The 22,326-nt window shown below is 73.4% G+C and carries 17 protein-coding genes; 2 read left to right on the forward strand and 15 right to left on the reverse strand.

Annotated elements, in window-relative coordinates:
* The 5 genes from VGL20_18115 to VGL20_18135 form a co-directional block, all read right to left on the reverse strand.
* Positions 1 to 614: TRC40/GET3/ArsA family transport-energizing ATPase (locus tag VGL20_18115; protein HEY2705601.1), on the reverse strand; the 614-nt coding region annotated here is incomplete at its 3' end.
* A gap of 69 nt (positions 615 to 683) precedes the next feature.
* Positions 684 to 1,130 (reverse strand): hypothetical protein, encoded by a 447-nt coding sequence (locus tag VGL20_18120; protein ID HEY2705602.1) that lies wholly within the window; start codon positions 1,128 to 1,130, stop codon positions 684 to 686.
* Between the two features lie 50 nt (positions 1,131 to 1,180).
* Positions 1,181 to 1,912, reverse strand: a complete 732-nt coding sequence (locus tag VGL20_18125) for an octanoyltransferase (protein ID HEY2705603.1) — start codon at positions 1,910 to 1,912, stop codon at positions 1,181 to 1,183.
* A gap of 59 nt (positions 1,913 to 1,971) precedes the next feature.
* Complete coding sequence (locus VGL20_18130; GenBank protein HEY2705604.1) at positions 1,972 to 6,321, reverse strand: invasin domain 3-containing protein; 4,350 nt, start codon at positions 6,319 to 6,321, stop codon at positions 1,972 to 1,974.
* Between the two features lie 199 nt (positions 6,322 to 6,520).
* On the reverse strand, positions 6,521 to 7,537 hold the full coding sequence (locus tag VGL20_18135; protein HEY2705605.1) for a class I fructose-bisphosphate aldolase: 1,017 nt from the start codon (positions 7,535 to 7,537) through the stop codon (positions 6,521 to 6,523).
* 179 nt (positions 7,538 to 7,716) lie between these two features.
* Between VGL20_18135 and VGL20_18140 the strand changes: the two genes are divergently transcribed.
* Positions 7,717 to 8,142, forward strand: a complete 426-nt coding sequence (locus VGL20_18140; protein HEY2705606.1) for a hypothetical protein — start codon at positions 7,717 to 7,719, stop codon at positions 8,140 to 8,142.
* Between the two features lie 52 nt (positions 8,143 to 8,194).
* On the opposite strand, the gene ychF is transcribed toward VGL20_18140, so the two are convergent.
* From ychF to VGL20_18190, 10 genes are all read right to left on the reverse strand, one after another.
* Positions 8,195 to 9,286, reverse strand: a complete 1,092-nt coding sequence (ychF, locus tag VGL20_18145; protein HEY2705607.1) for a redox-regulated ATPase YchF — start codon at positions 9,284 to 9,286, stop codon at positions 8,195 to 8,197.
* 4 nt (positions 9,287 to 9,290) lie between these two features.
* The gene (locus VGL20_18150) at positions 9,291 to 9,542 is read right to left on the reverse strand and encodes a DUF951 family protein (protein ID HEY2705608.1); all 252 of its coding nucleotides are present in this window, start codon (positions 9,540 to 9,542) and stop codon (positions 9,291 to 9,293) included.
* A gap of 1 nt (position 9,543) precedes the next feature.
* Positions 9,544 to 10,761 (reverse strand): aspartate kinase, encoded by a 1,218-nt coding sequence (locus VGL20_18155; GenBank protein ID HEY2705609.1) that lies wholly within the window; start codon positions 10,759 to 10,761, stop codon positions 9,544 to 9,546.
* Positions 10,758 to 11,657 (reverse strand): homoserine kinase, encoded by a 900-nt coding sequence (thrB, locus tag VGL20_18160; GenBank protein HEY2705610.1) that lies wholly within the window; start codon positions 11,655 to 11,657, stop codon positions 10,758 to 10,760. The genes VGL20_18155 and thrB overlap by 4 nt, the downstream gene beginning before the upstream one ends.
* 14 nt (positions 11,658 to 11,671) lie before the next feature.
* Positions 11,672 to 12,709: a threonine synthase gene (gene thrC / locus VGL20_18165; protein ID HEY2705611.1), complete on the reverse strand. Its 1,038-nt coding sequence runs from the start codon at positions 12,707 to 12,709 to the stop codon at positions 11,672 to 11,674.
* A gap of 80 nt (positions 12,710 to 12,789) precedes the next feature.
* On the reverse strand, positions 12,790 to 14,094 hold the full coding sequence (locus VGL20_18170; protein HEY2705612.1) for a homoserine dehydrogenase: 1,305 nt from the start codon (positions 14,092 to 14,094) through the stop codon (positions 12,790 to 12,792).
* Positions 14,095 to 14,139: 45 nt separating this feature from the next.
* Entirely contained in the window at positions 14,140 to 16,173 is a 2,034-nt protein-coding gene (locus tag VGL20_18175) for a hypothetical protein (protein ID HEY2705613.1), read from the reverse strand.
* Positions 16,170 to 16,655: a hypothetical protein gene (locus VGL20_18180; GenBank protein ID HEY2705614.1), complete on the reverse strand. Its 486-nt coding sequence runs from the start codon at positions 16,653 to 16,655 to the stop codon at positions 16,170 to 16,172. The genes VGL20_18175 and VGL20_18180 overlap by 4 nt, the downstream gene beginning before the upstream one ends.
* A 120-nt stretch (positions 16,656 to 16,775) precedes the next feature.
* The gene (locus VGL20_18185) at positions 16,776 to 17,387 is read right to left on the reverse strand and encodes a response regulator transcription factor (GenBank protein ID HEY2705615.1); all 612 of its coding nucleotides are present in this window, start codon (positions 17,385 to 17,387) and stop codon (positions 16,776 to 16,778) included.
* Positions 17,384 to 19,906 (reverse strand): histidine kinase, encoded by a 2,523-nt coding sequence (locus VGL20_18190; protein ID HEY2705616.1) that lies wholly within the window; start codon positions 19,904 to 19,906, stop codon positions 17,384 to 17,386. Before VGL20_18190 ends, VGL20_18185 begins: the two co-directional genes overlap by 4 nt.
* A 261-nt stretch (positions 19,907 to 20,167) precedes the next feature.
* Between VGL20_18190 and VGL20_18195 the strand changes: the two genes are divergently transcribed.
* Positions 20,168 to 22,132, forward strand: a complete 1,965-nt coding sequence (locus VGL20_18195) for a peptide ABC transporter substrate-binding protein (protein ID HEY2705617.1) — start codon at positions 20,168 to 20,170, stop codon at positions 22,130 to 22,132.
* The last annotated feature ends 194 nt before the right edge of the window (positions 22,133 to 22,326 follow it).

Here is a 22,326-nt window from a genome sequence, read left to right on the forward strand (position 1 = left end):
ATCTGGTCGCCGAGCACGCTCTTCATCCCCTCGAGGTCGAGGAGCAGGTCCTTGATGCTGCCGAAGATCTCGTCACCGGGCAGCGGGATGCTGATGAAGGGCTGCACCATCGGGCGCGCCACCTTCATCACCCGTCGCTCGATCGGGAAGATGCGATTCAGGTACCAGCGGGCCACGTCGGGGAATGCGAGCAGCTGCAGGGTCTCGCCGGTGGGCGCGCAGTCGACCACCAGGACGTCGTAGTCGCCGCTGCGCTGGTGGTGCTTGATCCACATCAGGCTTGCCACCTCCTCCATCCCCGGCGGCGAGGCCAGCTCCTCGGCGACGATCTCGTCCACGCCCTGGGACGCGAAGAGGGTGCTGAGGTAGCGGTGCACCTTCTCCCAGTTGTCCTCGAGCTCGTGGAGGGCGTTGACCTCCTGCGCCCAGAGGTTGGGCTCGATCTCGGTGGGACGGTCGCCGAGCTGGACGTCGAGGCTGTCGCCGAGGCTGTGGGCGGCGTCGGTGCTGATCACCAGCGTGCGGTGTCCGAGACGCGCGCAGGCAACCGCGGTGGCGGCGGCGACGGTGGTCTTTCCGACCCCGCCCTTGCCGGTGTAGAGGATGACTCGCATGGGGATTCGCCACCGGTGTGGGCGGTGGCCGCTGCAGTCTACCTGCCCCGCCTGACGGCTCAGTCGCCGCTAGCCGACGGTGTGGGTCACCACCACGGCGGCCACGATGATCAGCAGCACCATGAACCCGGCCATGATCGCGACCCGCCGGAGGTCGGCGGGCACGTAGGGGACACGGTCGAAGGGGATCGCCGGGTCCTCGGGGTCGAGCGGGGCGAACGACGACTGCTGCTTCTGCTGGGCCTTGGTGGTCCTGCGGCCCGCCGCGGAGGCGGGGTCGAGGCGGCCGACCCGGCGGGCGCCGGCGGGCGTCGCGGCCGGCCTGGGGACGGCGGGGGCGGCGCTGCCTCCCTGGACCGTGGCGCCCCCGTTCGGGGTCGTGTCGTCACCGGCGGGCGTCCCTCCGACGCCTCCGCTCGGCGATCCCGGCATCGCACCCCCGGGGGTGCCGGGGCGGGGCTGCGGGCGGCGGCGCGCCGGCGGCTGCTGGCGGCTGGTGCGGGTTCTCTTGGTCATCGCGAAGTCGACAGGGTAGCAGGGCGGTGGCGGTGTGGCGGGCGGTGTGGTCAGCCCGTGACCACCCCCGCACCGGCGCGGGCGAGGGTCTGGCGGAAGCCCTCGGCCAGAGCATCGGCGAGCTCCTCGCGGCTGACCCGCCGGCCCAGCAGCTCGCGCACCCCGGCGCCCCGGCGCTCGCCGGACGGGGGCCGGCGGAGATAGGCGGCGGCCCGGGGCGGCTCCAGCAGGACGCTGCCGTGCTGGAGCAGCGCCCCTCCCCGCCGCGCCTGGGCGCTGCCCACCAGCTTCCGCCCGTCCCCGCTCAGCAGCTCGTGGGAGGCGGGACGGGCGAAGCAGTCGGCGACCGCGGCCCGCTCCCGGGCGGCGGCGCGCTCGTCGGCGGCGGCGCCGTGGGGGTGGACGGCCACCCCCAACCCGGCCAGGCCCAGGGTCACGGCGGCGTGGATCCGCGCGCAGGAGGTGAGCACGTCGCCGCCGAAGACGGGGTGGTCGGAGGCGCAGACCACCGCGTAGGTGACCTCCTCGTCGTGGAGCACGGCGACCCCGCCGGTGGGGCGCCGCACCACCTCGACGCCGTCCCGGGCGCAGGCGCCGGTGTCGACGTCGGCGGGGTCCTGCAGGCGTCCGATGCTGAGGCAGGGGGGTGAGAACCCGTAGAGGCGGATCGCCCCGGCGCCGCCGGCGGCCACCGCGGCAAGCCGCTCGGCGTCGAGGCGCATGTTCTCGTGCCCCGGGCGGGGGGAGTCCAGGACAAGGTTCAGGGGCGGCACCTCGGGCATCGCGGACATTGTCCGCGACACCACCCGGTGCCGCCCCTGCTGTCAGGGAAGGAGAGTGATCAGTGGATGTTGCCGTAGTACTCCGGCGAGCCGACGAAGAGGTTGACGATGGTCTCGTCGCGGGCGCCGTTGCGGAGCTGACCCGCCCAGTAGGCGAGGTCGCCGGTCGGGGCGGTGCGGCCGAGGACGTCCTGGTAGATCCCGTTCACCAGGTGCTCGCGACCCTCCTCGCTGTAGAGGATGCTCGCCGCCAGCTGGCTGAAGCTCAGCTGGTGGCTGTCGAGCTGCTGGACCCAGTACTGCTCACCGCCGGCGTCGACCGAGCGCCCGAGCACGTCCTGGTAGAGGGCGTCGACCGCCCCCCTGCTGGTGCCGCCGTGGACCTGGAAGTACTCCGGGGAGCCGATGAAGGAGAGCCGCACCTGCTCGATGGTCGCCCCGTTGGCGATCTGACCGGTCCAGTAGTTGACGCCGGCGCTGTCGGAGCCGCGGTGCAGGTAGGGCCGGTACATCCGGCTGACCAGGTTGCTGCGGTACTCGTTGCTGGAGGTGATGGTGGCGGCGAACTGGGGCCGCGACATCCCGCCGCGGATGGCGTTCGACCAGTAGGCGAGGCCGTTGGCGTCGACGGTACGGCCGAGCAGGGTCTGGTAGGCGGCCTTGACGAAGCCCGCCACCCTGTCCTGGTCGGAGAGGGTGAGGGTGACGCCGCCGCTCACCGCGCCGGCGGTGGCGGTGACGGTCTCGGTGCCGGTGGTGGTCCGGGCCCGGGCGGTGGTGGCGGCGGTGCCGGAGGCGTCCGCGACCGCGCCGGCGGGGCTGAGGGTGACCAGGTTGCCGGCGACCGAGAAGGTCACCTGCGCGCCGGGGACGGGGTTGCCGTTGGCGTCCCTGACCACGGCGCTGACCGCGACGGTGCTCCTCCCGTCGTCGGTGAGGTTGGAGCTGGGAACCGTGACCGAGATCGAGGCGGCGGGGCCGGCGTTCTCGGTGAGCGTGGCCACGCCCTGGACGTGGGTGCTGCCGTCGGTGGCGGTGATCGTCTCCCTGCCCGCCGTCCTCGAGGCGGTGACCAGGGTGCTGGCGGTGCCGTCGGCGGCGGTGGTGAGGCTGGTGCTCGCGAAGCTGGCGGCGCCGCTCGCGAAGAGGCCGACCGGCTCGCCCGACACCGGGTTGCCGTTGGCGTCGGTCACGGTGACGGTGACGGTGCGCTGATCGCTGCCGTTGGCGGTGACCGTCGAGTTGGCGGTGAGCGCCACGGCGACGCTCGCCGCGGGCCCCGCGACCTGGGTGATGGTCGCGCTCGCGGTGGTGCTCGGGGTGGCGGTGGTGCCGGCGCCGGGCCCGCCGTCGGTGACGGTGACGGTCTCGATGTCCGCCCTGGTGCCGCTGGTGAGGGTCACCGTGTAGGTGCCGTCGTGGTTGTCGGTGACCGCGCTCCGGATGCCGGCGGTGCCGCCGCCGTTCACCGCGGCGGTGACGCCGAGGGTGCGGCCGGGCACGCCGTTGTGGTTCCGGTCGGCGACGGTCGCGGTCAGGGTCGTGGTGGAGGTGCCGTCGGCGATCATCCGGCCCGCGCTCTGGGCGAGGGTCAGGGTGGCCGGCGCGCCCGGGGTCTCGGTGAGGGTGGCCTGGCCGGCGACCACCGCGGTCGTCACCGACGCGTCGGTGGCGGTGATGGTCTTGGTGCCGGCGGTGGTGCCCGGGGTGGCGGTGGCGGTGTAGGTGCCGTCGCCCACCGCCGTGGTGGTGCCGGGGAAGGTGACGCCGCCGTCGCCGGTGAAGTGGATGCTGTCGCCCTTCACGGCGTTGCCGTTGGCGTCGGTCACCGTGGCGGTGAAGCCGACGCCGGTGGTCTGGTCGGCGGGGATGCTCGCGGTGGGGGTGCTCACCGTGACCTTCGCGGCGGGGCCGGGGTTCTCGGTGACCAGCACCGAGCCGCTGAGGCTGCCGTCGGCGACGGTGATCGTCTCGGTGTCGGCGGTCGTCGAGGCGGTGAGGGTGACGGTGCAGGTGCCGTCGCCGTTGTCGACCACCGCCGAGCCGAGGTCGGCGGCGCCGGTGGCGCCCTGGGCGAGGGCGTCGCCCACGGTGAGGTGCTCACCGTAGACGCCGTTGGCGTGGGCGTCCTCGATGCGGACGCCGACGGTGGTGGTGGAGTGCCCGTCGGCGACCAGGCTGGCCGCGCCGGGGGTGACGGCGAGGTGGGTGGGGGCGCCGGGGACCAGCTTCAGCGAGGCGGTCCCGCTGATCGGCTGCGCAGGGGTGCTGTCGGTCGCGGTGACCGTCTCGGTGCCGGCGATCGTCGACGCGTGCGCCGTCGCCACGTAGGTGCCCGGGGCGGCGCCGGCGGTGACGCTGCCGAAGCTCGCGTGCCCGCTGGTCGTGAAGCCGACGTGCTCGCCGCCGACCGGGTTGCCGTTGACATCCCGCACGGTGGCGGTGAGGACCTGGGTGGCCGCGCCGTCCGCGGTCATGCTCGCCGGGTTCGGGGACACGGTCACGGTGGCCGCGGGGCCGGCGACCTCGATGAAGGTCGTGGTCGCGGTCAGCGCCGCCGAGGCGTCGTTGACGTTCACGGTCTCGGTCTGGGCGGTCTTGGAGGAGACGACGACGGCGCGGTAGGTGCCGTCACCCTCGTCGACCGCGGGGAACAGCGTCCCGTTGCCGGTGCGCGTCATCGTGAAGGTCTGCCCGGGGACGCCGTTGCCGCCCGCGTCGGTGACCGTGACCACCGCGGTCGCGGCGGTGCCGACGTTGCCGTCCGCGGTGATCGTCGAGGGCGACACGGTCACGTGCATTGCGGTGGGGTGGTCGTACTCGGTGAGCACGGCCATCGTGGTGATGTTGCCAGCGGACGCGAAGACCTTCTGCGGACCGGCGTAGGCGGCGCCGTTGACCTGGACGTGGGCGCTGCCGGTGGCGTCGGTGGTGCCGGTGCCGCTGTTGCTGAAGTTCACATCACCGGTGTCGTTGCCGAAGGTCACGGTGACCCCGGGCAGGTTGTCGCCGGCGCTGTCCTGCACGTTGGCGGTGGCGATGCTGGAGTTGTTGACGCCCATGTGGATGTGGCTGGGCGCCAGGCCGAGATGGACCGCCGCCGGCGGACCCAGGCTGGTGACCGACGCGGTCCTGGTGACCGGACCGGTCTGGGCGCCGCCCGCGGGGTAGGCCACGCTCGGGTCGGCCGCGGTCAGCACGGTGATGCCGGGGGTGGAGCTGGCGGTGACGGTCACGGTGTAGGTGCCGTCGTGGTTGTCGCTCACCGCGCCCAGGTGCGCAGGGCCCTGGCCGGTGATGGCGACGTGCTCATTCGGGACCGGGTTGCCGTGGGCGTCGGTGATCGTCGCCTTCGCGACCGTCGAGGCCGGCGGGTTGGCGGTCGTCGAGATCGTCGAGGCGGCGACGCTGAACGCGATGCCCGCGGCCGGCCCGGGGTTCACGGTGAGCGCCACGGCGGCAGAGGTGGCACCCGCGTCGGTGGCGGTGATGTGCTCGACGCCGGAGACGGTGGAGGCGTGGAACGTGGTGGTGTAGGTGCCGTCCGTCGCCGGGGTCGCCGGGTCGATGGCGACGTGGCCGTCGGTGTGGAAGACCACGGTATCGGCGCCACGTGCGTTGCCGAAGGCGTCGGTGACGCTCACCTTGCCGGTGGTGGTGGAGGCGCCGTCGGCGGTGATCGCGGTGGGGGCCGTCACCCAGGCGATGTGGCTGGGCGGCCCGGGGATCTCGGCGAGGGTGGTCGTCGCGGTCAGCGCCGTGGCCGGCGTGCTGTCGGTGGCGGTGAGCGTCTCCATGTCGGCGACGGTGCCCGCGGTGACGGTGGCCGAGTAGGTGCCGTCCTGGTTGTTGGCGACCGCGCCGATCGTGACCCTGCCCGCCCCGCTGCTCCTGGCGGCCAGGCCGATGGAGTCGACGGGGACGCCGACCCCTGCGGAGTCGGTGGTGGTCATGGTGGCGACCACGCTGCTCTTCCCGTCGGCGACCACCTGCGGCTGGCTGAGGCTGATGGCGAGGCCGGTGGCGGTGCCGTACTGGTTGATGGTCGCGGTGCCGACCACCGACGACTGGGTGTCGATGACCGTGATCTGCGGCCGCCCCGGTGTGCTGCCCGCGACGAAGGTCGCCTGGGCGCTGTCGAAGAGCCCGGTGTCGGTGGGGGGCGGGCTGGCGAAGTGGCCGGAGCCGGTGATGCCCCAGCGGATCTGACGGAAGGACTGGCTGGTGTTCCCGGCGCGGACATTGGCGGTGACGGTGATCGTGCTGGTGCCGTTGGCGGGCACAAACGCCGAGGAGAGGGTCAGGTTGACGGTGATCTGCGACGCCGCCTGCGAGGACGCGATCGTCAGTCCACCGAAGAGGGTGGCGAGCAGACCCGCCCCCAGGATCAACCACTTCCGCGCAAACATGTGTTCTCCTCATTGCGCGGGAATGCATGACTGACGGGGCGGCGGTGCCCTGTGAGAAGGAATCGGCCGGCTACTCCCGCGGCTGTTTCCAGCGAGGGAACGACACGAACGCCTCAAATCCTGCGATCACAGCACGCAGGTCGAGGCTGGTCGCCGCCACGGGGCGGCCCCGGCCGACCTCCCGGTCAGGAGGAGGAGGTCAGGCGGCCTCCATCTCCGGGGTGTAGCCCGCGTCGCGCGCCGCGCCGTTGTTCCGGGCGCGCCGGGACAGCTGCTCGCGGCCGGCGGCGACGTTCGCCGGGTTGCCCGCCCACGCCTTGAGGGCGGGGTCCTGCAGGGCACGTCCGTAGGAGAAGGAGAGGGCCCACGGGAGCGGGCCGGAGGCGTTCATCGCCTGCAGGTGCCGGGTGGCCAGCTCCGCACTCTGCCCGCCGGAGAGGAAGGCGATGCCCGGGACCGCCGGGGGGACGCAGCGGCGCAGCACCGCGAGGGTGCGCTCGGCCACCTCCTCGACGCTCGCCTGGCGGGGCGCGCCCTTGCCGGCGACCACCATGCTCGGCTTCAGCACGATGCCCTCGAGGGCGACGTCCTGGCCGTAGAGCTCGTCGAAGACGGTGTGCAGGGTGTCCTGGGTGACCTGCTCGCAGCGCTCGATGGAGTGGTCGCCGTCCATCAGCACCTCGGGCTCGACGATCGGCACCAGCCCGCCCTCCTGGCAGAGGGCGGCGTAGCGAGCGAGGGCGTGCCCGTTGGCGACCAGGCAGGCCCGGCTGGGGATGCCCTCGCCGATGGTGATCACCGCCCGCCACTTGGCAAACCGCGCCCCCAGGCGGTGGTACTCGGCGATCCGCTCACGGAGCCCGTCGAGCCCCTCGGTGACCTTCTCGCCGGGATGCAGCGCCAGGTCCTTGGCGCCGGTGTCGACCTTGATCCCGGGGATGATCCCGTACTTCATCAGCAGCTCGGGGAAGGGGGTGCCGTCGAGGGCCTGCTGGCGGATGGTCTCGTCGTAGAGGATGACCCCGCTGATGTGCTCGCCGAGGTCGGGGGTGCCGAAGAGCATGTCGCGGTAGGCCCGCCGGTTGGCCTCGGTGCTCTCGATGCCCAGGGCTGCGAACCGCTTGCCGATCGTCCCGGTGCTCTCGTCCGCCGCGAGAATGCCCTTGTGAGGGGCCACCATCGCCCGGGCGACGGCCTCCAGATCCTGCACGCCCATACCGCATCCTCCTGATCCCGTAGCGCGCCCAGTGTACGGATCGCGGCCGGACGAGGCGAGGGGGACCGCGGCCTCACTCTGCAGGGGGAGGGTGGGTGGGATGGGGGCAAGCCTTCTCGGGTTCTGACGTTGACCCGTCAGGCGGCCCATCGGCGCGCCAGGAAGGGGAGAAGACCGCCATGACTCGACTGCGCCCTCGGGAGCGGCGTCCGCTGCTGACCCTCGGACTGACCACCGCGGTGGTCGGCCTCGGCTTCGCCGGCTTCGTCGCCGTCGGCGGCGGCGACACCGTCGCCGTCGCGAAGACCACCAAGAGCACCCCTGTCGCCACCGCTCTCGACAAGAGCACGAAGGGCGACACCAGCGACAAGTGCAAGGACGACGACAGCAAGGACGGCGACAGGAAGAACGACGACAAGGACGACCAGGAGGAGTGCACGGTCACCAAGACCACGACCGTCACCGTCTCCGTCCCCGTCACCCAGACCGTCACGGCGACGGTGACCTCGAACGTCACCCAGACGGTCACGGCCATATCCACGGCGACCGTGACGTCGACGGTGACGTCCACCGCCACGACGACGGTCTTCTTCAACACCCCGTAGGCGAGCGACACCCGCGGCCCGGGGGCGTCGACGCCCCCGGGCCCGCACCGGCTCAGACGTTGAAGCGGAAGTGCACCACGTCGCCGTCCTGCATCACGTAGTCCCTGCCCTCCAGCCGGAGCCGGCCGAGCTTGCTGACCGCGGCATACGAGCCCGCCTCGATCAGGGTGGGAGCGCCCACCACCTCGGCGCGGATGAAGCCGCGGGCGAAGTCGGTGTGGATCGTCCCGGCGGCGTCGAGGGCGGTCTCGCCGGTGCGCAGGGTCCAGGCCCGCACCTCCTTCTCGCCCGCGGTGAAGAAGGAGATGAGGTGGAGCAGGCCGTAGGCGGAGCGGGCGAGGCGGTTGAGCCCGGGCTCGGCGAGGCCGAGGGTGGCGAGGAACTCGGCCTGGTCGGCGGGGTCGAGCTCGACGATCTCGGACTCGATCCGGGCGGACAGCCGCATCGCCTCGCCACCGCTCTCGCGGGCGCGCGCCTCGATGGCGGCGGCGCCCTCGGTGCTGACGGCGCTGTCCTCGTCGACGTTGACAACCACCAGCAGCGGCTTCAGCGTGAGCGGGAAGAGCTCGCGGAGGTGGTCGCGCTCCTCGGCGGTGAAGCCGGCGGTGCGCAGCGGGCGTCCGGTGTCGAGGTGCTCGCGGGCGCGCTGCAGCGTGGCGATCACGTCCAGCTCCTTCTCCTTCGCCAGCCGGGCGGTGCGCTCGGTGCGGTCGAGGCGGCGGGTCACGGTGTCGAGGTCGGCGAGCACCAGCTCGAGCTCGAGCAGGTCGACGTCGCGCCCGGGGTCGACCGAGCCCTCGACGTGGGTCACGTCGGGGTCGTCGAAGGCGCGCACCACCAGGGCGATGGCGTCGGTCTCGCGGATGTGGCCGAGGAACTGGTTGCCGAGGCCCTCGCCCCGGCTGGCGCCGCGCACCAGCCCGGCGATGTCGGTGAACGTGACCGTGGCGGGGATGATCTTCGGGGGCGAGAAGATCGCCGCCAGCGCCTCGAGACGGGGGTCGGGAACCGGGACCACCCCGGTGTTCGGCTCGATGGTGGTGAACGGATAGTTCCCCACCGCCGCGCCCGCCTGGGTGAGGGCGTTGAAGAGGGTGGACTTGCCCGCGTTGGGGAGGCCGACGATGCCGACGCTCAGCGCCACCGGCTCAGCCCTCCTGCTCGCCGACGCCGCCGAGCAGCTCGCGCACCCGGCCGCGCAGCCGCTCGCGGCTGAGCACCACCCGGCCGCCGCAGCCGGCGCAGGCGAGGCGCACGTCGAGCCCCACCTGGGTCACCACCATGCGCTCGGAGCCGCAGACGTGAGCGGAGCGGAGCGCGATCAGGTCGCCCACCTCGGGCGAGTAGCGGAGCCGGCCGTCGGAACCCCGCTCGGCACGCTCCGGCGATGGCCCAGGCATGTCACAGCTCGTCGAGCTGGTAGGCGCGGTGGAGGGCGCGCACCGCGTCGCCGACCTGCTCGCGGGCGACCAGGCAGGTGATCCGGATCTCGCTGGTGCTGATCATCTTGATGTTGATGCCGCTGTCGGCGAGGGTGCGGAACATGGTGGCGGCGATGCCCGGGTAGTTCAGCATCCCGGTGCCGACGATCGACACCTTGGCGACGTCGCTGGCGGTGTCGAAACCCTCGGCGCCCACCGCCGCGGCGACGTCGGCCACCACCTTCGCCGCGTCGCGCAGCTCGGACTCGGCGATGGTGAAGGAGAGGTCGGTGCTGCCGTCGTGGCCGACGTTCTGGACGATGACGTCGACGCTGACGTGCTGGTCGGCGAGCGGGCCGAAGATCGCGGCCGCCACCCCCGGCCGGTCGGGGACGCGCAGCAGCGTGATCTTGGCGACGTCGGTCTCGTGGGCGATCCCGCGGACCTTCTGGCGATCTTCCAACTGGGGATGCCTGCAGATGACCGTGCCGGGGCTCTCGTCGAACGAGGATCGTACCCAGATCGGTGTCTCGTACGCCTCGCCGATCTCCACCGCTCGCGGGTGCATGACCTTGGCGCCCACCGCCGCGAACTCGAGCATCTCCTCGTACGAGATCTCCGTGATCGGCCGGGCCTCGGGGACCAGCCGGGGGTCGGCGGTGTAGACCCCGCGCACGTCGGTGTAGATCTCGCAGTGGTCGGCGCGGAGCGCGGCGGCCAGCGCCACCGCGGTCGTGTCGGAGCCGCCGCGCCCGAGGGTGGCGATGTCGAGCACCTCGTTCACCCCCTGGAAGCCGGCCACCACCACCACCCGGCCGCGGCCGAGCTCGTCGACGATGCGCTCGGGGACGATGTCGAGGATCCGCGCCTTGCGGTGCGCGGCGCTCGCCCGGATGCCCGCCTGGGGCCCGGTCAGGGAGATCGCGTCGACGCCCATGCCGATCAGGGTCATCGCCAGCAGCGGCGCGGTCACGGTCTCGCCGGTGGCGAGCAGCTGGTCCATCTCCCGCGAGGGCGGCTCGTCGTTGAGCGCGTGGGCGAGGGCGACCAGCTGGTCGGTGGTCTTGCCCATGGCGCTGACCACCACCACCACTCCCTCGCCGCGCTGGTGGGAGCGGCGCACCCGCTCGGCGACCGCCCGGATCCGCTCGGGGGTGGCGACGCTGCTGCCCCCGTACTTCTGGACGACGTTGCTCATGCGGAGACGTCCACCCGGGCCCCGAAGTTGCGCACCCGGCTCACGATGCTGCGCCCGCGCAGGCCGCAGCGGCCCGCGGCGCGCATGAAGCCCTCCTGCACCGCCTCCGGCGCGCCCGCGACCAGGGCGATCACCGCCGGGCCAGCCCCGCTCAGGGCGGCCCCGCAGGCGCCCCCCTCGAGGGCCCCGGCGATCAGCTCGGGCATCGCCGGGTAGAGCGCCGAGCGCGGCGGCTGGTGCCAGCGGTCCTCCATCGCCCAGCGCAGGGTGGGCCAGTCGCGGGTCGCCATCGCGCGGATGAAGAGGGCGCACCGCGACGCGTTGTGGACCGCGTCGGCGCGGGTGAACGCCCCCGCCACCACCCGGCGGGCGAGCGCGGTCTCGAGCTCGAGGTCGGGGATGAAGACCACCGCGCAGAGCTCCTCGGGCACGTCCATCGTCACCGACGGCGCCCCCGGGGTGACCACGACCAGGCCGCCGAGCAGGGCCGCGGCGGCGTTGTCGGGGTGGCCCTCCAGCCCGGAGACGAACTCGATGATCGACTGCTCGTCCCAGGGCGCGCCGTTCAGAGCGGTGGCCACGAGCGTGCCCCCCAGCGCCGCCGCCGCGCTCGACCCGAGCCCGCGGCGGAAGGGGATGCGGTTGACGCAGCGGATGTGCACCCCGTCGGCGGGGGCGCCGAGCTCGGCGCAGGCGGCGGTGTAGGCGCGCACCACCAGGTTGCGGGCGGGGTCGTGGAGCTCCTCGGGGGCGCCGGGCCCGGGGTCGACCGAGATCCCGGTCTCGCCGGTGCGCTCCGCCTCCACCTCGTTCTGGAGCTCGAGGGCGAGGGCGAGCACGTCGAACCCGGGGCCGAGGTTGGCCGCGGTTGCGGGCACGGCGATGCGAACGCGCACGGGATCGGGGTCCTCTACAGCTTCAGCAGCCGGGCGATGTTCTCGACGTCCTCGTCGACCGGGATCGGTGCGGCGAGGTCGCGGCGGGCCGCGTCCGGGTCCTTGAGGCCGTTGCCGGTGAGCACGCAGACGGCCCGCGCCCCGGGGGCCACCTGGCCTGCGCGCACCGCCTTGGCGAGCACCGCGAGCGACGCCGCCGAGGCGGGCTCGGCGAAGATCCCCTCCGAGGAGGCCAGCCAGCGCTGCGCGGTGATGATCTCCCCGTCGGTCACCGAGTCGATCAGCCCCTCGGACTCGTCGCGGGCTCGCACCGCCTGCTCCCAGCTGGCGGGGTTGCCGATGCGGATCGCCGAGGCCACCGTCCGGGGCCGCTCGACCACCCGGCCGAGCACGATCGGTGCGGAGCCCTCGGCCTGGCCGCCGATCATCCGCGGCAGCCGGCTGCAGAGGCCGTCGGCGTGGTACTCGCGGAAGCCACGCCAGTAGGCGGTGATGTTGCCGGCGTTGCCGACCGGGATCGCGAGCACCTCGGGGGCGTCGCCGAGCTGGTCGACGATCTCGAAGGCGGCGGTCTTCTGCCCCTCGATGCGGTAGGGATTGACGCTGTTGACCAGGGTCACCGGATAGCGGTCGCAGAGCTCGCGCACCGCCCGCAGCGCCCGGTCGAAGTTGCCCTTGATGGCGAGGACCTTGGCGCCGTAGATCTGGGCCTGGAGCAGCTTGCCCTGGGCGATCTTGCCGCTGGGCACCACCACGATGGCGCGCAGCCCGAAGCGCGCCGCGTAGGCCGCCGCCGAGGCGCTGGTGTTCCCGGTCGAGGCGCAGATGATCGCCTGGCTGCCCGCCTCCATCGCCTTGGCCACGGCCATCACCATGCCGCGGTCCTTGAAGGAGCCGGTGGGGTTGAGGCCCTCGAACTTGAAATGCAGCGAGCCCAGCCCCAGGGTCGAGGCGATGGTGTGGGACTCGATGCAGGGAGTGCTGCCCTCGTTGAGGGTGATCCGCGGGGTGTGCTCGGTGAGCGGGAGCCGGTCGCCGTAGCGGTGGATCACCCCCTGGCGGCGGCGGTCGTCGCCGTAGCCTCCCCGGGAGCGCTCGCTCCCCGCCGTCGCGCTCGCCGCCTGCAGCTCGGTCACATCGCCTCCTCGGGGGTCAGGGCACGCAGGAAGGCGGGGATGCCGTACACGGTCTCGAGCGCGGCCAGCCGCTCCCGGGCGGTGCGCAGGTCCCCCTCTCGCGCCGGATGGGTCAGGATCACCAGCTCGGCGGCAGCGTGCTCCACGATCAGCTGCTTCTGCAGCACCGCGGAGATGCTGATGCCGAGGTCGCCGAGGATCGTCGCCACCTCGGCGAGCACGCCGGAGCGGTCGGCGACGTGGAGCCGCAGGTAGGCGGCGGTGCGCACCTCCTCGAGGGGGCGCACCCGGCGGGGGCGGGTGACGTCGACGGAGATCCGGTTGTCGATGCCCTTGCGCATCGACAGCACCAGGTCGATGACGTCGCCCACCACCGCGCTCGCGGTCGGGCGTCCGCCCGCACCCTGCCCGTAGAGGAGCACGGTGCCCACCAGGTCACCCTCGATCACCACCGCGTTGTAGGCGTCGTGGACGGCGGCGAGCAGGTGGCTCTGGGGGATGCACGCGGGATGCACGCGCAGTTCCACCTCCTCGCCATGGTCGACCGCATAGGCGAGCAGGCGGATGGTGTAGCCCATGTCCGCGGCGTAGCGGAAGTCGACCGGGTCGAGACCGCGGATGCCCTCCCGGTAGACCGCCGCGGGGTCGATGCGGCCGTGGAACGCGATCGAGGACATGATCGTCAGCTTGAAGGCGGCATCCCAGCCCTCGACGTCGTAGGTGGGGTCGGCCTCGGCGAACCCCAGCCGCTGGGCCTCGGCGAGCGCGTCGTCGAAGGCGGCGCCGTCGCGTGCCATCCGGTCGATGATGAAGTTGGTGGTGCCGTTGATGACCGCCTGGATCCGCGAGATGTGGTTGGCGAGGAGGTCGATCTTGAAGGTGCTGATCAGCGGGATCCCACCGCCCACCGCGGCCTCGTAGTAGACGTCGACGCCGCGCCGCTTGGCCAGCTCGAGGAGCTCGGGCCCGTGATGGGCCATCACCTCCTTGTTCGCCGTCACCACCGGCTTGCCGGCGTCGATGGCCCGCTCGATGTAGGTGCGGGCCGGCTCCATGCCACCCATCAGCTCGATGACCACGCCGATGCCCGGGTCCTCGAGGATCTCCGCCGCATCGGTGGTGAGCTGCGCCCCCGAGGGCACGTAGCGGCGCTCCTTGGCGGGGTCGCGCACCAGCACCCGGGCGAGCTCGACCGGCCCCCCGGTGCGCTCGGTCACCAGCTCACGCTGGCACTCCAGCCGCTCCGCGACCTGGGAGCCGACGATCCCCAGCCCGAGCAAGCCCACACGTACCGTCTCCATCTCGGCCGGGAAGTCTACCCGGGGGGAGCTTCGCCTCCCCCCGAGTCACAGCCTGAGGGTCCAGGTGTCCCCGAGCAGCTGGACGAAGTCGGTGCCTCCGAAGAGCACCAGCCCGCCGCCAGGGTCAGGGGCCATCACCGCGCCGCTGCGGGGAGGTGGGGAGGTGCGGGGGTGGAGCTGGGTCCAGGCGTGGCCGTCGAAGCTCCAGGTGGCGTCGCCGGGGCAGCGGCCGGCGGGGCAGTCGCCGCCGAAGAGCACGACCCGGTGCGCCGACGCCTCGTCGGCGATCGCCGGGCCGCTCAGCGCCGGGGTGCCGGAGACCCCGAGGTGGTGCCAGTCGCCGCCGCCCCAGCTCCAGGTCGAGGCCTGGCCGTCCGCGCCGGTGGGGCTGACCAGGAGCAGGCCGCCGAGGTCCGGCGCGGTCACCAGGGCCCCGAAGGGCGGCGTGGTGTGGGGATGGAGCTGGGTCCAGGCGGAGCCGTCCCAACTCCAGGTCTGGGCCGACTGGGTCGACGCCCCGGTCACCAGGATCACGGTGCGGCCGTTCGGATCCCAGGCCATGGCGGCGTTGCGGAGGCCGGGCGGGTTCTTGGTCTTCTGGCGCTTCCAGGCCGAGCCGTTCCAGGTCCAGGTGGCGTCGAAGGGCACCGCGGCGCCCCTGTCGTCGAGGCCCTGCCCGCCGAAGAGCACCACCACCGAATGGGCGGTGTCGTAGGCCACGACCCCGCCGCTGCGCGCCGGCGGCGCGGGGTCGGGATGGCGCTCCGCCCAGACCGCGCCGTCCCACACCCAGGTGTCGCCGAGCACCGGGGGCACCGAGCCGAGCGGCGAGGCCGAACCGCCGAAGAGCAGCACCTGGTGGCGGGCCTCGTCGGTGACCATCGCCGCCCCGGTGCGCGCCGGCGGGCACGTCGAGGGGGCCCGCTCCACCCAGGGGGTGGGCGCCAGCCCGCCCCTCGGTGCCGCCGCCGCCTCGCCCAGCTCCCAGGCGGAGCCGGTCCAGCGCCAGGTCTCGCCCCCGGGGGTGAGCAGCAGCAGGCTGCCGTCGGTGGGGTCGGTGGCGGCGGGGCCGGCCGCGGGCGGCGAGACCGGGGGCACGCGCGGGCTCCAGGCGGAGCCGTCCCAGGTCCAGGTGATCCGGGCGGCGCAGCTGCGGGTGGGGTCCGGCTCCGCGGAGAAGAGCACCAGGTGGCCGGCCGCCGCGCCGAGCGCGGGATGGTCGTGGGCGGGCGGCGACGCCGCCGGGTGGAGCTGGGCCCAGTCGCGCCCGTCCCAGCTCCAGGTGGCCCCGGCGACGCTCGCGGGGCAGGAGCGGCCGGTCACCAGCACCACCCGGCGGGTGGCCGGGTCGGCGGCCATCACCGCGGCGCAGGACGGCGGCGCCGCGGTCGTGGTGCGCCGCGCCCAGTCGTTCCCGTCCCAGCTCCAGGTCGACACCGCCGCGGCCGGGGAGGCGTCCGGCACCACCAGCAGGGTGCGGTGTGCCGCCGGGTCCTCGGCCATCAGCGCGGCCGCGCTCGGTGGCGGCGAGCTGCGCGGCCGCTGCAGCGACCAGGCCCGGCCGTCCCACCGCCAGGTGTCGCCGAGCAGCCCCACCGGGCCGGCGCCGCCGAAGAGCACCACCCCTCCGGGGTCGGCCGCCATCGCCGCCGAGGCCCGGGGGGCGGGGCTGCCGGGGAGGATCTCGTGGGCCCAGCGGTGCCCGTCCCAGCTCCAGGTGTCGCCGAGCAGGCCCCCGGGGCCGTGACCGCCGAACAGCAGCACCCGCCGGTGGACCGGGTCGGATGCCATCGCTGCGTCGGAGCGCCCCGGCGGCATCCCCGGGACCACCGCGGTGACGATCGCCGGGCTGCTGCCCCGGTGGCGGGGAAGGATCACGCCGAGGCCGGCACCGACGACCCCCACCAGGACGGCCACGGCGAGGGCGAAGGCAAGCGGCCGGGCCCGGCCGCGCCGCCGGGGCGGGGCGGGGGCGGGCCCGACCGCGGGCGGGGGAGGCTCGTCGAGCGACGCCGGCGCCGGGATCGAGGCGAGGAGGTGGGCGAACCAGCGCTCGTCGGTGTCGAGCGGGTCGGTCACCGGACCCGTCCGCCGGCGGGCCGGATGCGCTGCAGCCCCCGGGCGCAGGCCGACTGGGCCGCGTCGGCGCGGAGGCCGAGGATCTCGCCGATCTCTCCGTACCCGAGCCCGGCGGCGCAGCGCAGCCCGGTGGCGAGGCGCTCCCGGCTCCCCAGCGCGGCGGCACGGACCAGCGCCTCGTCGACCTCCCGGCCCCAGCCGGTGACCACCGCCCCCGGGGCGCGGCGGCCGCGCCGGGCCGGCGGGAGCTCGCCGAGCACCTCGCAGGCCACACCGAAGAGCCAGCGGAGCACCCCTGCCGGGGCGGGCCGGTCGATCGGATGGCGCTGCTGCGCGGTGGCGAGGATCTGTCCTGTGGCCGCCTCCGCCGCCGCCGGGTGGCCGAGCGCGACCACGCAGAAGCGGTGGACGGTGGCGCCGTGGAGCCGCCGCATCTCGTCGAAGGACAGGCTCGCCGGGGTCGCCGAGGTCACCGTGGCCATGCGCTCACTCCACCCCTCTTGCGCCCCTCCCCCAGCACCGATGCCCTGGGTGGAACGGAGCAGCACTCCCGATGGTGTCATTCCGACCACGCCTCCGTCGACCGGTGACCCGCCGCGGAGTCACGGGATGAGATGCCGCTTCCAGGCGGTGAGCACCGCACCTGCCCGGTCGCCGCAGCCGAGCTTGGCGAGGATGTTGCTCACGTGGGTCTTCACCGTGTTCTCGCTGACGAACAGCCGCTCCGCGATCTGAGCGTTGCTCTTCTGGTCCGCCATCAGCCGCAGCACCTCGTGCTCGCGGGGGGTGAGGGCGTCGTGACGTGGAGCGTTGTTCACGGTCTCGGCGACCTGGGGGTCGAGCAGCGACTCGCCGCGGTGGACGGCGCGCACCGCTGCCGCCAGCTCGGTGCGCGAGGCGTCCTTGAGGAGGTAGCCGCGAGCCCCCGCCTCGAGCGCCGGGAAGATGTAGTCCTCGTTCCGGTAGGTGGTGAGCACGATCACCCTCGCCTCGGGGTTGGCGGCGCGGATCCGCCGCAGCGCCTCGATGCCGTCGACCCTGGGCATCTGGACGTCGAGCAGGACGATGTCGGGGCTGCTCTCGCGGGCCAGCCGCACCGCCTCCTCGCCGTCGGCGGCGCGGCCCACCACGACGATGTCGTCCTCGATCTCGAGCATGGTGCAGAGCCCGTGGCGGACCACGGGGTGATCGTCGGCGACCAGGACCCGGATCATGCCGAGGCGGGCACGGCGACGTCGGCGAGGGGCAGCCGCACCGTCACCCGGGTGCCCGAGCCGGGGCTGCTCTCGATCTCCAGGGTGGCTCCCGCGAGGCGGGCGCGCTCGGCCATGCCCACCAGGCCGAACCGGCCCGGGGACCGCTCCCCGGCCTCGAAGCCGTCGCCGTCGTCGCGGACGCCCAGCCGCAGCACCCCGGAGCGCAGCTCCAGCCGGATGTCGACCCGGCCGGCGTGGCTGTGCCGGGCGACGTTGGCGAGCGCCTCCTGGGCGATCCGGAAGAGGGCCACCTCGGTCTGGGGGTCGAGGGCGAGGGGCACCGGCAGGCCGTGGGTGCGCACCCGGGCGGCGATGCCGCTGCGCGCCTGCCAGCGCCGTGCCTCGTGGCGCAGCGCCGCCGCCAGGCCGGTGTGGTCGAGCGGCGCCGGCCGCAGGTCCCAGACCGACCGCCGCGCCTCGGCGAGCGCCGCCCGGGCCTGGTCGCGGGCGCTCACCACCACCTGCCGGGCGCGGCCGGCGTCGCGGTCGAGGAAGACCTCGGCGGCCTCGAGCTGGAGCACGATCGCGGTGAGCTGCTGGGCCAGGGTGTCGTGGATCTCGCGGGCCAGCCGGGTGCGCTCCTCGAGCACGGCGAGCTCGCGGCCCTCCGCGCTCAGCCGGGCGGTGCGCAGGGCGAGACCGACCAGGTCGCCGACGCCGCGGAGCAGGGTGCGGGTCCGGGTCTCGAGCCGGGGACGGCCGGTGGCCAGGGCGAGGGCGCCGAGGGGGCCGTCGCCGGTCTCCAGCGGAAGCCCGACCAGCTGGCCGCCGGCCACCGGGCGGACCACCAGCCGGTGGGCGTCGGAGGCCTCCTCGGCAACCGCACGGAGCTCGTCCTCGAGGCCGGGCGCGGGCGATCCCCACCCCGCCGCGGCGGTGAGCCGGTCGCCCTGGTGGAGCCAGCCCCGGCCGGCGCTCAGCGGGAGCAGGGCGCGCATCGTGTCGAGGGCGTCGCCGAGGATGGTGACGGGGTCGAGCGAGCGGGTCAGCGAGGCCGCCAGGGCGTTGAGCGCGACCAGCTCCTCGTTGCGGTCGCGGAGCTCGGCGGTGCGCTCGGTGACCCGACCCTCCAGCTCCCGGGCGGCCGCCATGATCGCGTCCCGGGAGGCGTTGATGTCCCGGCGCATCCGCTCCAGCGAGATCGCCAGCTGGCCCACCTCGTCCTCCCCCTGGGGGGGCACCGGCTCGTCGGTGTTGCCGTCGCCGAGCCGCTCGGCGGCCACGGTGAGGGCACGCACCGGGTCGACGAGGCGGCGGGCGAGCAGGTGGGCGAGGCCGAAGGCCAGGCCGCAGAGGAGCAGCCCCACCGGGACCACATGGAAGAGGATGCGGCGCACCCCGGTCTCGATGCCCCGGGTCAGGCCCGCCTGCTCAGGCAGCAGGTCGGTCTTCGGTACCACCGTGGCCAGGACCCACTCCACCCCGGCGATCGGGGCGGTGAAGAGCTCCTTGTCCTCGCCCCCGACCCGCACCGGGAGCGCCTGGGGATGGCCGCTGGCCTCGACCGCGGCGAGCCCGCCGCGGAACGCGGGGTCGGCGGGCATCCGGAGCGCGCCGCCGACCTCGCCGAACTCGCGGGTGGCAGGGTTGCCGCCGGCGAGCAGGCGGTTGCCGCTGCTCAGCAGCAGGGGGTAGGCGTGGGGCTCGCCGGAGGGATGGAGGTCGATCAGCCCGGCGGTCAGCTGGGCGGCGCTGACGTCGATGCCGACCCGCAGCCGGCCGCCCATGCCCGCCGCCATCCAGGCGGTGACCCCGGCGCCCGGCGGCGGCTCCGAGGCGGTTCCGGTGGCGTAGGTCTCGGTCCAGTTCACCGAGGGGTCGGTGGTGCGGGTGGCGTCGGGGCGGGCCGGGTCGCCCGCCCAGCCGGCGGGCTCGGTGCGGGCGCCGCCGACGGCGGCGATCGCCGAGAAGGGGGTGCCGCCGTCGACGCCGAGCAGCGCATCGCCGGCGATGGCGCGGCGGTCGAGGGCGGCGCGCACCCCGGGGATGCCGGGCACGGTGCGCACCACGGTGTCGACGGTGTCGGCGACCCAGACGTCCTGGATCACCCCCGGGACGGTCCGGACCAGGTCCTGCATCTTGCCGATCAGCGCCCGGGTCGCCTCCGCGTCGCGGGCGGCCACCGCCGGGTCGAAGCCGGCGGCGCCGAGGGGCCGGCCGGCGAGCACGGTGCTGGCGCCGTCGGACACGTAGTGGACTCCGCCGTGCTCGACGAACCCCATCGCCGGGGCGTCGGCCACGGTCGGGCCGGGCGCCTGGCCGGCGAGGTCGCGGAGCGACCGCAGCGTGGCCCCCACCTCCTCGACCCGCACCCGCAGCGCCTGGGCCTGGTTGCCGACCTCGCGCTGGTGGGCGTCGACCTGGTCCTGGAGGATGCTGCGGTTGGTCTCCTCCACGGTGCTCCGGCTGACCGAGCCCAGATCGGCGGCCACCACCATCGCGAAGATGCCCAGGGGCACCAGGGCGACCGTCAGCATCGCCACCAGGACCCGATCGCGGAACCGGCGCGGCGCGACACCCCGACGCCGGTGTGGACGAACTGGACGGTCGATCATCTTCCGAGCTGAGCCCGACGCTGCCCGCCGAGTATATGGGCCCGGCGCTCGACAAAATCATCCTGACGGGTGATGTCGCCGCTGCCGCCGCCCCTCCAGAATGGCGCCGGGCGGGTGGGGAGAGACGGGCCCCCAGTGAGATGTGTGGGCGCATGCCAGGAGGAGTCCATGAAGCGGACACGGATGGGACAGAGAATCGCCGGCGTCCTGGGGGTGGGCGCGCTGGCGGTGCTCGCCGCCTGCGGAAGCGGCGGGGGCGGCACCACGCCCACCGGGGAGCCCACCCAGACCGGGGCGGTGAACGGCGGCACCCTCACCGTGGGCGTGCTCCAGGAGCCCACCTCCTTCCTGGCGGCGGGCATCGTCGACTCCATGACCTACTCGTACGCGGTCGACGCTCCGATCGTCGAGGGGCTGCTCTGGTACCGGTCGAAGGACGAGACCCAGAACGCCAAGACCCTCGCCGACTTCTGGCGGCCCGACCTGGCCACCGAGGTGCCCACCACCGCCAACGGCGACGTCAAGACCTCCGGGTGCAAGAACGTCACCTTCGGGGGCAAGGAGCAGACGCCGAAGATGTGCGTCACCTGGAAGCTCCGCGACGGCGTGCTCTGGCACGACGGCACCACCTTCTCGTCGAAGGACGTGTGCGACACCTTCGCGTTCTTCTGGCAGAAGTACCAGACCAAGAACCCCACCAACGTGCAGAACCCCACCGGCTGGCAGGAGACCATCGGCTGCGACGACAGCAACAAGCTGCAGGCGGTGGTGAGCTACCGGTCCACCTACGGCGGCTACCTGAGCCAGGCCACCGGCGTGTACGGCATCCTGCCGTCCAAGCTCCTCCAGAACGCCTTCAACGGCGCCGGCGGGGCGGGCGCCGACCTGGAGAAGACGCCGCAGACGGTCAACCTGACCCTCGGCTCGGGCAACACCGACGCCTACACCGGCACCGAGACCCTCGACAAGATGATCGACGGCACCGGGCCGTACGTCTTCCAGAAGTACGAGCCGGGCAAGGACATCATCCTGGTGCGGAACAAGAAGTACTGGGACACCAAGCACCAGCCCCACCTCGACAAGATCATCATGAAGATCGTCTCGGACACCAAGGCGCAGCTCGACCAGGCGCGGGCGGGTGAGATCCAGTTCGGCATGGACTACCGGCTCGCCCTGCTCAAGGACCTCAACGACACCGCCAAGAACGGCAAGCTGCGAGTCCAGACCATCCCCGAGTCGGGCGCGGAGAAGATCGACTTCAACCTCTGCGACAACGCCAAGGGACTGTGCGGCGACCAGGCCACCAAGAGCCCGTTCACCGCGGACATCAAGGTGCGCCAGGCGATGATCAAGGCGATCAACCGTGACCTGATCGTGAAGAGCATCGCCGCCGGCGAGACCGTGGTGCCGCAGGACTCCTGGATCTACCTGGGGGCGGAGTTCATCCGCACCACCCCGAGCGAGGACCCGACCACCGGCTACGACCCGGCGGGCGCGATCAAGATCCTCGAGGACGCCGGCTACAAGCTGAACCCGAGCTGCCACGGCGGCCTCGGCCGCGCCGACTCCTCGGGCCGGTGCATGGATCTCAGCTTCGTCACCACCTCCGGCAACACCGCCCGCCAGAACGCCCAGATCGCCGTCCAGGCCGACCTGCAGAAGGTGGGCATCTACACCAACCTCAGCGACGTCAAGTCGGGCAAGCTCTTCGGCAACTTCGCCGACGGCGGCCTGCTCTACACCCACCAGTTCCAGCTGGCGATGTACACCAACACGATGTCCTCGCCGGCCGAGCCGGACAGCTGGTACCCGGGCTACCACGCCGACTGCGGCGGCAGCTGCCCGGAGTTCAACCAGGTCCCGTCGACGGCGAACAACGGCGTCGGCCAGAACGACACCGGCGAGAACAACCCCACCGTCGACAAGCTCTTCGACCAGGCCCGCGCCACCGTCGACCTGAGCCAGCGCGCCAAGGCCTACAAGCAGATCGAGGCGCAGCTCGCCAAGGACCTGCCCGAGATCCCGCTCTACCAGCAGGTGGTGGTGAACAGCGAGACCACCCGGCTCCACGGGGTCCAGCCGAACGACGTGGTCTGGACCTTCAACATGTACGACTGGTACTGCGACGCGGGGAACTGCCAGGGCTGACCCCGCGTCTCCGGCCCCGGGGCGCCCGCCGTGGGCGCCCCGGGTTCCCCCGGGCCGACAGATATCCGGACCGCGGTTCGTTCACCCAGTACATGGGGGCCTCCGGAAGGCCGTTGCTATACTCGGCCCGGCCCGGCGTGGGGAGCCGGGGGCGGGGGCCACCAGAAACAGACGTTCGTGCTCAGGCTCCGAGG

Source organism: Candidatus Dormiibacterota bacterium, from assembly GCA_036495095.1.
In the GTDB taxonomy this organism is placed as follows: domain Bacteria; phylum Chloroflexota; class Dormibacteria; order Aeolococcales; family Aeolococcaceae; genus CF-96.

Bases quoted from the DNA above. Each gene is read 5' to 3' on its own strand.
- VGL20_18120 (HEY2705602.1), bottom strand. From the start codon at position 1,130: ATGACCAAGAGAACCCGCACCAGCCGCCAGCAGCCGCCGGCGCGCCGC.
- VGL20_18125 (HEY2705603.1), bottom strand. From the start codon at position 1,912: ATGCCCGAGGTGCCGCCCCTGAACCTTGTCCTGGACTCCCCCCGCCCG.
- VGL20_18130 (HEY2705604.1), bottom strand. From the start codon at position 6,321: ATGTTTGCGCGGAAGTGGTTGATCCTGGGGGCGGGTCTGCTCGCCACC.
- VGL20_18135 (HEY2705605.1), bottom strand. From the start codon at position 7,537: ATGGGCGTGCAGGATCTGGAGGCCGTCGCCCGGGCGATGGTGGCCCCT.
- VGL20_18140 (HEY2705606.1), top strand. From the start codon at position 7,717: ATGACTCGACTGCGCCCTCGGGAGCGGCGTCCGCTGCTGACCCTCGGA.
- VGL20_18150 (HEY2705608.1), bottom strand. From the start codon at position 9,542: ATGCCTGGGCCATCGCCGGAGCGTGCCGAGCGGGGTTCCGACGGCCGG.
- VGL20_18155 (HEY2705609.1), bottom strand. From the start codon at position 10,761: ATGAGCAACGTCGTCCAGAAGTACGGGGGCAGCAGCGTCGCCACCCCC.
- VGL20_18170 (HEY2705612.1), bottom strand. From the start codon at position 14,094: ATGGAGACGGTACGTGTGGGCTTGCTCGGGCTGGGGATCGTCGGCTCC.
- VGL20_18180 (HEY2705614.1), bottom strand. From the start codon at position 16,655: ATGGCCACGGTGACCTCGGCGACCCCGGCGAGCCTGTCCTTCGACGAG.
- VGL20_18185 (HEY2705615.1), bottom strand. From the start codon at position 17,387: ATGATCCGGGTCCTGGTCGCCGACGATCACCCCGTGGTCCGCCACGGG.
- VGL20_18190 (HEY2705616.1), bottom strand. From the start codon at position 19,906: ATGCTGACGGTCGCCCTGGTGCCCCTGGGCATCTTCGCGATGGTGGTG.
- VGL20_18195 (HEY2705617.1), top strand. From the start codon at position 20,168: ATGGGACAGAGAATCGCCGGCGTCCTGGGGGTGGGCGCGCTGGCGGTG.